Genomic DNA, 12,632 nt, shown 5'->3' with positions numbered 1-12,632 from the left:
GTATTTTCCCCAGAAGTATTGCTACCATTATGCCTCTTCGCGACGGGAAACGTCAACCTTGGCCGAGAGGCTTTAGTCCTAGGTTTGCTGCGACGATACAACAACTTATGACATCGGCTTGCGGAATGCGATAGCAAAAAAGACGCTCCGTTCCGGCAAAGCAGCCGTGGAGCGTCTTCATGTCCCTCGTAAAGGGGATCAGTAAGTGACGAGCGAAGCGACGTCGATGCCGCCCAGCTTGTCGCGTCCGTTCAGATAGCTCAGCTCGATGAGGAACGCGGCGCCTACGATGTCGCCGCCAAGCTGGTTGATCAGGCCGATCGTCGTGGAGATCGTGCCGCCTGTGGCGAGCAGGTCGTCGGCGATCAGAATTTTCTGGCCGGGCTGAATCGCGTCCTTGTGGATGGCCAGCCGATCCTTGCCGTATTCCAGGTCGTAAGCCGCTTCCACCGTCTCGCCGGGCAGCTTGCCGCTTTTGCGGATCGGCACGAAGCCCACGCCAAGAGCAAGCGCGAGCGGAGCTCCGATGACGAAGCCGCGCGCCTCCGGTCCCGCGATCAAGTCGATTTGTTTGTCCTTCACGAGCTCCTTGAGCGCGTCGATGGCGGCGCGGTATGCTTGCCCGTCCTTGAGCAGCGTCGTAATATCCTTAAACCGGATGCCCGGCTGCGGGAAATCGGGGATGACGCGGATATAGTCTTTGAAATCCACCAATATCAAACTCCTTTATATAGGTCGTGCTTCTTGGCGAAAACGTATTCGTTCGAGTTCACGAGTAGCATTATACACTTTTTGAACGGCCTTTGGCTAGCGAACGGCGCGATGGCAGGCCTCCATCCAGCTTCGCAGCTCTTCCGCCGTCATCTCCGCCACTCTGCGGAGGGCGGCCTGCTCCTTCGCTTTGCGGTAACGGGACGATTCGCTCAGCTCCTTGCGCGGCGGATCGGCGACGACCTTGCGCGACACGCCATTGGCTGCGATGAAGCCCAACTCGACGAACACTTCGAGCATCATCCGCACGGCGGCCAGCGGCCATCCGGTCGCTTCCGCCGTCTCCCGCACGAATCCGTCCGGACTGTCCAGCCAGCTTCCCCGCTTGCGGCACATCGCATACACTTCCGCGAAATGCCGACGTTCCGGAAACTCGCCTTCCTTGCCCGCCTGCGGCCTGCTGCCCGCTCCCGGCTCGCCGTCCGCAAGCACCGTCACCCGCTCCAGTCCCCGCTCGGGCAGCAGCCAGCTTCGGAGCGCGACGACCTCCCGTTCCTGCTTCGGCAGCCCGACAAGCACGAGATGGCGAATATCGGCCGGCAGCCAGCCGCTGTCCTCCGAAGCTGCCGCGGCGATTTCGGAGGAAGCGTCCATCCCGGCCGGCGTTCCGTATAAACCGATCGTTACTCCCGCCATCGCATAACGGCCGACGGCTTCATGATAGGCCGCTTTCGAGGCGCATGCGACAGCGAGCCCCTCGGCTTCCGCTCCGATCAGACGCTCCAGCGCCTCCCACGGGCTTCGTTCCGCGCGACGGTCGTACACGAACAGATGATGGGAGCGATAATCCTGGAACATCATCTGCGTCTTCCGATTGCCGTTCCATTCGTTGACGCTCAGTTCGCCGAGCAGATCGATGCGCATTCCCGGCGCCATTCTGTCCCGTTGCGGTCCCATGCCGAATGCGACGACCTCAAGCGACCGACCCGCCTGCTCGACCGTTAATCTTAGATGCTTGTCTTCCTTCCCCATCGTCCGGCATTCTTTGATGATAACGTCCTGCAGGACAACGCGAGGCGTCGGATTCCCGTTGCCGAACGGCTCCAGCGCCGCCAGCTGATCGACCGCCCGCAAGTTGACGTCTTCCAGCGACACGCACAGGTCGACGAGTCGCTTGGGCTGCCAATCCTCGTCCGTCAGCCGCTCCCCGGCGATCCGGTCCAGCCGCTCTCCCAACTCCGCAACGTTGTCCACGCGCAATGTCATTCCCGCGGCTGCCTGATGCCCGCCGTAATGCTCGAGCAGCTCCGCGCAGTCCGTTAGCGCGGCATACAGATCGAACCCGTCGATGGAACGCGCCGATCCTTTGCACAGCCCCGTCTCCGCATCAATGGCGAGGATAACGGCCGGCCGGTAATAACGCTCCACCAGCTTGGAGGCGACGAGGCCCGCAATACCGGCGTTCCAGCCTTCCTTCGCCAGCACGATCGCCCGTCTCGGCCTCTCCCCGTCGGCTTCGCGCAGCTTGAGCCACATTTCGTCCGCTTCGGCCGTCGTTCGCTCCACCAGCTCCTGACGCTCGGTGTTCAGCCGATCCAGCTCGTCCGCATATGCCTCCGCCTCCGATTCGCTTGCCGCGGCCAGCAGCTTAACCGCGCTGTCGGCATGCTCCAGCCGGCCTCCGGCGTTCAGCCGCGGAGCGAGCTGGAAGCCGACCCGGCCGCTGGAGATTTCGCCGATGTCGATGCCCGCCGCTTTGGCCAACGCCCGAATGCCCGCCGGCGGCGCTTGCCGCAGCTGCGCCAGTCCGAGACGGGCGATAATCCGATTCTCGCCCGTCAGCGGCATCAGATCCGCGATCGTTCCGATCGCCGCCAAGTCGGCGTATTCGAGCACCGGACGTCCGAGCATCGCATGCGCCAGCTTGAACACAACGCCTGCGCCGCACAGCCCCTTAAACGGATAAGGACAATCCTTCTGCTTCGGGTTGACGAGCGCAATCGCGGCGTCTGGAAGCTGCTCGGGCGGTTCGTGGTGATCGGTGACGACGACGTCGATGCCAAGGCTTGCCGCATAGGCGATCTGTTCGACCGCGCTGATGCCGTTGTCTACCGTAACGAGCAAGCGAACGCCCGCGGCGGCGGCCAGGTCGATCGCGGCATTGTTCAGCCCGTAGCCTTCGCGGCTTCGATGGGGAATGTATGTATCGAAGGTTGCGCCAAGCTCCGTAAGGAGCCGGATCATCAGCGCGGTCGAGGTCACGCCGTCGGCGTCGTAGTCCCCGTACACGCGAATGCGCTCTCCTTCCCGCGCCGCGCGTCCGATTCGTTCTACCGCCTCCGCCATCCCCTTCATCCGATAGGGATCCAGCAAAGCTTCGGCGGACGGCTCGAGGAACGCGCGCGCTTCTTCGATCTCGTTCCAATCGCGCCGCGCGAGCGCGCCCGCGACGAGCCGACCGACGCCCAGCTCGGACATCAGCTTGTTCTCCCGCTCCGCAGCCGGCTGCGGCATATCCCATCTGTACTTCGATCTGATCATAGTTCCTGTCTTCCTTCCCCAAATCTCTCACTTGAAGCAAACGATCCGCCGCCCATTCCGGCGGCGGATCGCGAAATACGTATTATTGCAGCATAGAGGACATCTCTTCCTCTTGGTGATTCGACTTGTACGGATACCCCGGATCGTACGGCTGCACCTTGACGTTGACGTCCATGACGTGCAGGAACCGCTTGGTCAGCATGCGTCTTACCCGATTCGCGACATCCTGCCCTTCGAAAACGCTGATGCGCGGATTCACTCGAATGGAGACGTCCAGCACGACGTAATGCCCGCGCTCCCGCGCCTTCACCTCGTCTACGGCAACGACGCCTTCGATTCTCTGCACCGCCTCGAGCAGCGTCTGCGCATCGGACTCGTCGATCGAGCAGCGGTTGGAAGCCCGTACGACGTCCGCGGTCAGGCGGTAGCCCATTCGGACGACGAATACCGAGACGACCAGTCCTGCGGCCGGATCGAGCACGTACAGAAACGGCATGTCGGTCCAAGATCCGACGACCGCTCCCGAAGTGCCGACAAGCGCGGTCAGCGAAGCGAAAATATCGGAACGGTTGTCGCCGGCCCGATCGCCGCGTATGCCGCAGCGGGTGTCGCATCTGCGTTTGTAGCGGATGAGCGCCTCCCGTGCGCCGATGCCCGCGGCGATGACGATAACCGCGCCGACTCCCGGGGCTTCTTCGGTCCCATTGGCGACCGTGCGGATCGAAGAGACGCCCATCTCGATTCCGGCGACGAGCAGAATCGCCGACAAGACGATCGCCGCAACCGACTCCGGATGGCGGGACGAACTTGCCGGGTTCGGATCGAGCCTGGCCTTGCGCAATCCCAAATAGGTCGTGAACGTGCCGGCGCAATCCGCCGCAGAATGACACGCATCTGCCAACAGCGCTTTGCTCCCCGTCAGCCAGCCGACAGAGCCTTTCACGATAAAGATGCCGAGCAGCCCCCATACGGATGCCAGGGAGCCGCGTTCCGCGGTAAGGGAACGTTGAACCGTAGCCACTTGAGCCCCCCCTTTCCGTTACTTACGGCGTGCTTTGCGGCTTTACGGCCACCTTTTTCAGCGGTTCCTTCTTCTTGAAGTACAGCCATACCTGGCTGGCGATGAAGATCGAGGAGTAAGCCCCGCTCGCCAAACCGATGATAATCGCAAGCGAGAACAGTTTGATCGATTCCCCGGCGAAAATGAACAAGCAGATGGCCGCGATCAGTACCGTAATGACGGTATTGATCGAACGCGCCAACGTTTGCCAGATGCTGTCGTTGACCAGCTTATCCAAATCCGCATGGCTTTTGATTTTCGCGAACCGCAGATTTTCCCGGATTCGGTCGAAAATAACGACCGTGTCGTTGATCGAGTACCCGATAATCGTCAGCACGGCGAGAATAAACGGCAGATTGACTTCGAACCGGAAGATCGAAAACACGCAGATTACGAATAAGGCATCGTAGACCGTCGATACGATCGCGCCGATCGAGAAGCGCCATTCGAAACGAATAACGATGTAGAGCATAATGCCGAGGCTCGCGACCGCCATCCCGATCAATGCGTTTCTCTCTTGCTCCTTGGCGATATCGACGTCGACGATATTGATTTCGAACGAGGCGTCGGGATCCAGCTTGGACAAGAACTCCTCTTTGAACTTTTTCTCCTGTTCTTCGTTCAACGCCGTCTTGAAGCGGATTGATTCCCGGTTTTCACCGGACGCCAGCGTATAGTCGCCCAGGCTTTGTTCGTTCAAGAAAGTTTTAACCTGCGTTTCTTCCAATTTCTTGGTCGTCGTCACGTCCACGGACGTTCCCGAGCTGAAGTCGATCCCGTAGTTCAAGCCGAACACGCTGAGCGCGATCAATCCGATCAGCAGAACCGCGGCGGAAGCCGTCAGGAAGATGCGGCTGGATTTGACGAAATCGAATTTCCGACTAGAGCGCATTGATTTCACTCTCCTTCACGTTGTAATACTTCGGTTTGGTGAAGTAAGAGCTCTTCACGAGCAAGTTAAGCAAGTAACGAGGAAGGAATACGTTCGTAATGATATTGACCGCGATACTCCACAGGAAGACGATCGCGAAGCTCTTGACGATGCCGTGTCCCATGAACAGGAGCACGAACCCGGCGATCGCGGACGTCAGATGAGCGTCGATAATCGTGCGGAAGCTGTGCTTCGCGCCGGCGCGCAGAGAAGACGCGATCGATTTGCCGCTGCGCAGCTCCTCCATGATCCGTTCGGCCGTAATGATGTTCGCGTCGACGGCGATCCCGACTCCGAGCACGAACGCGGCAATGCCGGGCAGCGTGAGCGTCGCGTTCATCAGATAGAGAACGCCGAGCAGCATCCATACGAACACGATGAGACAGATGCTTCCGACGAAGCCCGGAAGCCGATACACGGCGACCATGAACACCAGGATCAGCACCGATGCGAGCAGACCCGCGAACAGCGTGTCCTCCAGCGCTTTCTGTCCCAGCGTCGCGCCGACGCTCTGCGTATATTTCTCAGTCAGCTTAAGCGGCAGAGCGCCCAAGTTGATAATGTCGGCCAAATCCTGCGCCTCTTGCCGGGAATCCTGGCCGGTAATGACGGCCGTTCCGTCGGTCAGCGCCTGCTGCACGACCGGAGCCGATTCCATCTGGTCGTCCAGGAAAATCGCCAGCTGCTTGCCTACGAGCTTGCTCGACGCGTCGGCCAGCTTCTGCTTGTCCTTCACTTCGATTCGAACCATGTAGCTGTTGAGTTCGCCCATCTCGACTTTGGCGGCGCCCTCTTTGAAGTCGGAGCCATACAGCTCCACATTGCAATAGGAACCGTCTTCGCAGCCTACCGAGCTGCGGAATTGAAGCTCCGCCGGGCGTTTCATCAGGTCGCGGATTTTCTGAATCGCATCGTCCCGTTCTTTGGCGGTTTCGCCCGTCGAAACGGCGATTTTCAAGCGAATGCGATTGTTGCCCTCCGTCGTGACCTCCGGCTCGGCTACGCCGTTCCGGTTCGCCCGCTCTTCCAGGCTCATCGCCGTCCGAGTCAGCGATTCTTTGGTGACGGTGCCGCCCTCCGTGAGCGGATGGGCCTCGTACAAAATTTCGACCCCGCCTTTCAGATCGAGCCCAAGCTTCGTACCGTTCAGCAGCCCCGGGGTGAAAACGCCCATCACGGCGAAGCTGACGAGAACGACGAGCACGAAAGCTACAATACGTTTCATCTCTGTTGCGGTCCCCTTTCAATTCTCAATGTTCCTATTATACCTACGCGATCAAAAGGAAGTCAAAAAGAAAGGGACTACCCCCATCCATCGAAAGATGTCGGGAATAGTCCGCTCCTCTACTTGCGATACTCGCCTCTATACATATTCAGCGTAATGTAGTTCATAAACTGCGTAACCTTCAAGGATAAAATATCGTTCACGATTTCGTGCAGCGGCGGGATTCCTTTCTTATGGTACTTGTCGCTGACGCATTCCCACACGTCCGCCCCCGTCACCTGCTCGTAGCCGATCAGATGAAACTCTTCCGCTTTGCTGCGGCATAGCTGCGCAATCGTATCGTTCAGCTCGTCCTCGTTCAACCCGGATTCGTTCTCGGTCGTATCCGGACCGACGGGCGGCATACTATTGTCCTGCTCCTCCAACAGCGATTCCCTCCTGCCCGATGTAAGTGCAACGTCGTTCTCCTTATCATCCTTTATATTCTTTCTCCGTTCAACCCCCGATTTCCTTCCAAAGGCATGAAGATGGACAACCATCGCATACATATGGACTAACCCCATCCTAGGGAAGAGGGATCTCTTTGAGCTTGCGCAAACAATCTTTCATCCAAGGCGCCATGATTTTGCTGGCGGCCGGACTGCTGAATCGAGTGCTCGGCTTCGTGCCCCGCATCGCACTGCCGAGAATGATCGGCGCGGAAGGCGTCGGACTGATCCAGCTCGTCTTCCCCTTCACGATCGTGCTTCTGACGCTGATCTCCGGAGGCATCCCGCTCGCGGTCGCCAAGCTCGTCGCGGAGGCGGACTCGAAGAACGACTCCGCCGGAGTGCGCCGAATTCTCAAAATCGCGGTCTCGATCTCGCTCGGAATCAGTCTGGTCGCGGCGGCGCTGTGCTTGGCGCTGTCGGAGTTCATCGCTACGCGAATCATGACCGATTCCCGGGTGCACACCGCCTTCCTCGCGATGATTCCCATTCTTCCGCTCGTCGCCGTCTCTTCCGTCTGGCGCGGCTATTTTCAAGGCAAACAGAACATGATCCCCACCGCGATGTCCCAGACGGCGGAGACGGTATGCCGCATCGTGTTTACGCTGCTGCTCGCCTGGCTGCTGCTGCCCTACGGCTTGGAGGCCGCCTCCGCGGGAGGCGTGCTGGGCATGGGGGCCGGAGAATGCGCGGGCCTGCTCGTGCTGTGGCGGCAATTCGTCCGCGACCGCGCCAAAGAACCCTCGCCTTCGGCGTCGGGCTCCGGCAAAGCTCCGGCAAGAAGCTATTCCCGCGAACTGCTGAATACGGCCGTTCCTGTAACCGGGAGCAAAATGATCGGCTCCCTCTCCTACTTGCTGGAGTCGATTCTGACCGTAAGAAGCTTGACGATCGCCGGCATCGCTGCCGCGGGAGCAACGGCCCAATACGGAGCGCTGCAAGGGATGGTCATCCCGCTGCTGCTGCTGCCGGGAGCGCTGACGTACTCCTTGGCCGTATCGCTCGTGCCGTCCTTGTCCGAAGCGGCTTCCCGGGGCGATTGGTCCACGATCCGCGTGCGGCTTCATCAATCGATGAAGCTGGCCGTCATTACGGGAGCGCCCTTCGTCGTCCTGCTCTCGCTGATGGCCGCTCCGGTGTGCAAGCTGCTCTACGGGGACGATTCGATGGCCCACATGCTCAGATGGATGGCGCCGCTGGCGATTTTCCTGTATATGCAAGCTCCCCTTCAAGCCGCCCTGCAGGCGCTTAACCGCCCGGGAACCGCCCTGTTCAACACCTTTGCCGGAGCGGCCGTAAAGCTCGTTCTCATCGTCCGGCTCGCCACCGACCCGCAGCTCGGCATTATCGGCGTCGTCATCGCCATCGGCGTCAACATGATGCTCGTCACGCTGCTTCACTGGATCAGCGTCGCTCGTCTTACGGGATTTCGGATGCGCCCGCTCGAGTTTCTCAAAGTTACTGCCGCGATGATCGTCATGAGCGCGGCGACTTTGCGAATCTGGGAGTTCGACTGGTTCGGTCCGAGCGCCGCCGATCTTATACTCGCGGGGGCGGCAGGCATCGTCGTCTATGCGCTGCTGCTCGTGCCTCTCCGGCTGGTCGATCGGGCGGACGTCTCCAGAGTGCCGATCATCGGGCGCTATCTGACTCCGCGCAATCCGCAATAAGCAGCCAGGTCGAATCGGCCGTCTCGTCGCGGCATCTGCGCTATTTGCGTTACTGCTTGCCCGTCGGCTGCCGTTTACTTTTTGTCCACGTACAGCTTTCCCTTATGGTCGATGCTGCAGAAGAACACCTGCTTAAAGTTGTCCACGTCGTACTGCTGCAGCTCGCTCTTTAACCAGAACCGGGTTTTGCCCAGCTTTTCCAAATTGTCGTCCTGCACCTGACCGTCCATAATGAGCGGCAGCGGCAGCAGCTCATAGCGTATTTTCGGCCCCGCGTCAGCTTTGCCGTAACCGGTCTGCCCGGAATCCCCCGAGGAAGAGTCGCCGCTCGAGTTGCCGGAGCCCCCTCCTCCGCCGCTACCGCCGCTGTTGTTGCTGTTGCCGCTTCCGCTGCGCTCCTTAACAATGACCGACAGCTTGCCCGTCGATTCCAGCACGGCCAGCTGGACTTCGTCGAGATCGGACACCTGATTTTCCCGCAGCTGAAGCATCAGATCGTCCAGATTGTATCTTTGGCGCAGCATCTCCTTGCGGTTCAGATGCCCGTCTTGAACAAGAACGCTCGGCTTGCCGTCGATCAGCAGGCGCATCGTCCGGTTTTTCAGCGATAGGAAGGCGATTCCGATCTGGATCAGCACCAGCATAACGATCGGGGCGATGGCTGTCATCATCCCCTTCTCCGTCGACTCGATGACGATGACGGCGATTTCCGCGATCATGATCGAGATGACCAGATCAAATACCGACAGCTTGCCGATTTCGCGCTTGCCCATCATCCTCATGATCAGGAAGATGAAGAAATACATGAAGATCGTCCGAAGCAATATCGCCGTCAGTTCCATGTTTCCCTCCGTATTTCGCCCCGGCGCGGCAGCCTGTCGCTGCCTGGCTCTGCCGGGTAAGGTAGCTCGGACCTATAGTGTCACCGCCGGTCAATTCCCTCATTCCGTTCTTCCCTGCGGAAAATATGGTAATCCCTGCCCGATCCCGCTCCGAAAATCGCGGCGGGCCTGTACTACGAACCGTTTGCCCGCCATAAGCTGATACAAAACCTATTTCGTTAGGAGTGATCGGCATTGAGTTCGTTATCCCGCATATTCGGGCTGCGCAATGCTTCTCCCGTTGCCTCGGGCCTGTACTGGTCCGGCATTTGGCTTGCCGTCGGCGCCCTCATCCTGTCCATCCTGCTTACCGGCTCTTCCTTGAACGAATCGAACATGCTGCCTTGGGTGTTCGGCGTGCACGGCTTCGCGAACTTCGCGGGCGGCTTCGTGTCGGCCAAAAAATCGGGTCGCCGGGGATGGTACTTCGGCATGGCCAACGGCTTGCTCTACTCCATACTGCTGGTCGCCATCAGCTTCCTGGCCACCAACGCCGGCTGGTCGTCGGCCGTTCCCATCCTGCTGCTCGTCGCCTGCCTCTCCGGGGCCGTCGGGGGAATACTCGGAGTCAACGCCGGCTCCGGCGCGAAATCCCGTTGACGGGTGAAAGCGCCTGCCATGTGATATAATGGGCTGGTGCTATCAACATCGTGTTCGGAGGACGCGTCATGACTTTATTTCACAGTATGTCAACCGTGGCATACTCCACCGCGCTCGCGGTCGCCGCGCTGATCTGGTACGGCACGGGCCGGCAGCCTCTCGCGGTCGGTCTGGCGTTCGTCAAAGCCTTGATCGGCTCGCGCAAATATTTGCTGTTTTTCGTCGCCGTATTGGCGATCCTGCTGGTGAACAAATACGAGCTGCATCTCGAAGAGTGGATCAACGTCTCTTACGACCTGACTCCGATGCTGACCGGATGGGAAGGAGCCTGGCAGGCCAATCTGCAAAGCCTCTTGAAATCCGACGTCCTGATCGGCTTTACCGCAATATTCTATCTGGTGCTGTTTCAAGCTTCGATGATCGCCTCGGTCGGCATCTATACGTACCTGCGGAACATGAGACTCTATTACGCCCTCTGCGTTGCGATTGTGCTCAATTACTTGCTGGCCGTGCCTTTCTATCTGTTCGTTCCCGTGAACGAAGCCTGGTACGCCAATCCGCAAATCCAGTTTCTGATGCTGAACGTTTTCCCCACTTTCGAGCAGCACTATCGTTCGTTGTCGGGCCTGAACAACTGCTTTCCGAGCCTTCACACCTCGCTCTCCGTCACGCTCGCCCTGGTCGCGAGCAAGTCCGGCATACGCCGGTGGGCAGTATTCGCCTGGATCAACGCGATCGTCATCGTGTTCGCGATTTTCTATCTCGGCATTCACTGGTTTACGGACATGATTGCCGGACTGGCGCTCGCCGGATTCAGCGTGTACGTCGGATTGAAGATCGGAGCCTGGGCCGAAAGCCGTTCTTACTCGGGCGCCATCGTCCAGCACCGCGACAAGCTCGAGCCGCCTTACCCCGTTGAGTCTTGACCGCGCAGACGCGCAAAAAAAAGCCTTCCCGTCCCGGAACGTTATCCGGATGGGAAGGCTTTCGTGCTTGCAAGGGATCAGGACTTTTCCAACGATGGAGTCTCGCTCTTCGCCGATACGTTGTTCACCGAAGAACGGTCGAACGTCAGCTTGGTGACGTCGTTTACCTTCAACACGACCGTATCGTCGGTAATCTCCGCGATCGTCCCGTGCAATCCGCCTACCGTCGTTACTTTATCGCCCTTCTTCAGAGAGTTCAGCATCGCACCGCGCTGCTTCTGCTTCTTCTGTTGCGGACGGATCAACAGGAAATAAAAAATGGCGAACATGAGAATAAAGGGCGCCAGCGTCATCCAGATGTTGCCGCCGCCTGCCGTTTCTGCCAACCACATTTCGTTTTCCCCCCTCTCTTAAAAGCCGCTTTCGTTGTGAGCCATGCCGTATTTCTCGAAAAATTCGTCGCGGAACGTCCCCAGCCTGTCTTCCCGGATCGCCTCGCGCACCTGAACCATCAACTGAACCAAAAAGTGAAGATTATGTATGGTCGTCAGGCGGAGTCCGAACATCTCGTCCGCTTTAATCAAGTGGCGGATATAGGCGCGGGAATAGTTGCGGCAAGCATAGCAGGAGCATTCCGGATCGAGCGGACTAAAATCGTTCGTGTACTTGGCGTTGCGGACGACCATTCGGCCTTGGCTCGTCATCAGCGTTCCGTTGCGGGCGATTCGCGTCGGCAGGACGCAGTCGAACATATCCACCCCGCGAATGCTTCCTTCGAGAAGCGCATCCGGAGAACCGACTCCCATCAAATACCGCGGCTTGTGGCTCGGCAGATGAGGAACGGTCTCTTCCAACATTTCGTACATGAGCGGCTTAGGCTCGCCCACGCTTAGTCCACCAATAGCATACCCCGGAAAATCAAGGGAAGTCAAATCCGCGGCGCTCATTTTACGCAAATCTTTGTGCATGCCGCCCTGAACGATGCCGAACAGCGCCTGATCATGGGATCGTTCGTGCGCCTTCAAGCATCTTTCGGCCCAGCGGCTCGTGCGTTCCGTCGATTGCTTGACGTATTCGTATTCGGCCGGATAAGGCGGGCACTCGTCGAATGCCATCATAATGTCGGCGCCCAGCGCGTTCTGCACATGCGTCGCGCTCTCCGGCGTCAGGCTCAGCTTGTCGCCGTTAATGTGGGAGCGGAATTCCACGCCTTCTTCCGTAATCTTGCGCATCTCGCTTAGAGAGAACACCTGAAAACCGCCGCTGTCCGTCAAAATCGGGCGATCCCAATTCATGAACCGGTGCAGCCCGCCCGCTTCCCTGACCAACTCGTGGCCGGGACGAAGGAACAGATGGTACGTGTTGCTGAGAATGATTTGCGCTCCGAGCGACTTCAGCTCTTCGGGGCTCATTCCTTTGACCGACGCCTGCGTGCCTACCGGCATGAACGTCGGCGTATCGATGACGCCGTGCGGCGTATGCAGCCTGCCGAGCCTGGCTCCGGTCTGGGCGCAAGTTTTGATCAATTCGTATTTGACTGCCATGATGGAGAAATTCCTTTCAAAAGCAAGATAGTAGGACTGTATGGCGCGCTGCGCA

12 protein-coding genes are annotated in these 12,632 nt (G+C 59.0%); 3 read left to right on the top strand and 9 right to left on the bottom strand.

Annotated elements, in window-relative coordinates:
• Nucleotides 1–198 precede the first annotated feature (198 nt).
• The 6 genes from B0G52_RS15210 to B0G52_RS35925 form a co-directional block, all read right to left on the bottom strand.
• A complete protein-coding gene (locus B0G52_RS15210; RefSeq protein WP_094045736.1) occupies nt 199–711 on the bottom strand; it encodes an adenine phosphoribosyltransferase in 513 nt (170 codons plus the stop codon).
• Between the two features lie 96 nt (nt 712–807).
• Nucleotides 808–3,252: a single-stranded-DNA-specific exonuclease RecJ gene (gene recJ / locus B0G52_RS15205; RefSeq protein ID WP_094045734.1), complete on the bottom strand. Its 2,445-nt coding sequence runs from the start codon at nt 3,250–3,252 to the stop codon at nt 808–810.
• 82 nt (nt 3,253–3,334) lie between these two features.
• Nucleotides 3,335–4,273 (bottom strand): cation diffusion facilitator family transporter, encoded by a 939-nt coding sequence (locus B0G52_RS15200; protein WP_094045732.1) that lies wholly within the window; start codon nt 4,271–4,273, stop codon nt 3,335–3,337.
• Between the two features lie 22 nt (nt 4,274–4,295).
• On the bottom strand, nt 4,296–5,204 hold the full coding sequence (secF, locus tag B0G52_RS36195; RefSeq protein WP_094045730.1) for a protein translocase subunit SecF: 909 nt from the start codon (nt 5,202–5,204) through the stop codon (nt 4,296–4,298).
• The gene (gene secD, locus B0G52_RS36190) at nt 5,194–6,468 is read right to left on the bottom strand and encodes a protein translocase subunit SecD (protein ID WP_094045728.1); all 1,275 of its coding nucleotides are present in this window, start codon (nt 6,466–6,468) and stop codon (nt 5,194–5,196) included. The genes secF and secD overlap by 11 nt, the downstream gene beginning before the upstream one ends.
• Before the next feature lie 119 nt (nt 6,469–6,587).
• Nucleotides 6,588–6,893: a post-transcriptional regulator gene (locus B0G52_RS35925; RefSeq protein ID WP_369827067.1), complete on the bottom strand. Its 306-nt coding sequence runs from the start codon at nt 6,891–6,893 to the stop codon at nt 6,588–6,590.
• 164 nt (nt 6,894–7,057) lie between these two features.
• Here B0G52_RS35925 and spoVB point away from each other — a divergent pair, with 164 nt between their 5' ends.
• Nucleotides 7,058–8,626, top strand: coding sequence for a stage V sporulation protein B (gene spoVB, locus B0G52_RS15180; protein ID WP_198960659.1), 1,569 nt, complete (start codon nt 7,058–7,060; stop codon nt 8,624–8,626).
• Nucleotides 8,627–8,700: 74 nt separating this feature from the next.
• Here spoVB and B0G52_RS15175 read toward each other — a convergent pair whose 3' ends face one another.
• On the bottom strand, nt 8,701–9,468 hold the full coding sequence (locus B0G52_RS15175; protein WP_094045724.1) for a YetF domain-containing protein: 768 nt from the start codon (nt 9,466–9,468) through the stop codon (nt 8,701–8,703).
• Nucleotides 9,469–9,702: 234 nt separating this feature from the next.
• Here B0G52_RS15175 and B0G52_RS15170 point away from each other — a divergent pair, with 234 nt between their 5' ends.
• Both B0G52_RS15170 and B0G52_RS15165 read left to right on the top strand, forming a co-directional pair.
• Nucleotides 9,703–10,107: a TIGR04086 family membrane protein gene (locus B0G52_RS15170; RefSeq protein WP_094045722.1), complete on the top strand. Its 405-nt coding sequence runs from the start codon at nt 9,703–9,705 to the stop codon at nt 10,105–10,107.
• A gap of 68 nt (nt 10,108–10,175) precedes the next feature.
• The gene (locus tag B0G52_RS15165) at nt 10,176–11,033 is read left to right on the top strand and encodes a phosphatase PAP2 family protein (protein WP_094045720.1); all 858 of its coding nucleotides are present in this window, start codon (nt 10,176–10,178) and stop codon (nt 11,031–11,033) included.
• 77 nt (nt 11,034–11,110) lie between these two features.
• Here the strand turns inward: B0G52_RS15165 and yajC are convergent, their stop codons facing one another.
• A complete protein-coding gene (gene yajC, locus B0G52_RS15160) occupies nt 11,111–11,425 on the bottom strand; it encodes a preprotein translocase subunit YajC (RefSeq protein ID WP_094045718.1) in 315 nt (104 codons plus the stop codon).
• A gap of 18 nt (nt 11,426–11,443) precedes the next feature.
• A complete protein-coding gene (tgt, locus tag B0G52_RS15155; RefSeq protein WP_094045716.1) occupies nt 11,444–12,577 on the bottom strand; it encodes a tRNA guanosine(34) transglycosylase Tgt in 1,134 nt (377 codons plus the stop codon).
• Nucleotides 12,578–12,632 lie beyond the last annotated feature (55 nt).

It is taken from the genome of Cohnella sp. SGD-V74, from assembly GCF_003001675.1.
Classification (GTDB): Bacteria; Bacillota; Bacilli; order Paenibacillales; family Paenibacillaceae; genus Cohnella.
Note: the sequence above shows the minus strand (reverse complement) of the source record. Positions and strands in the feature narration are given on the sequence as shown.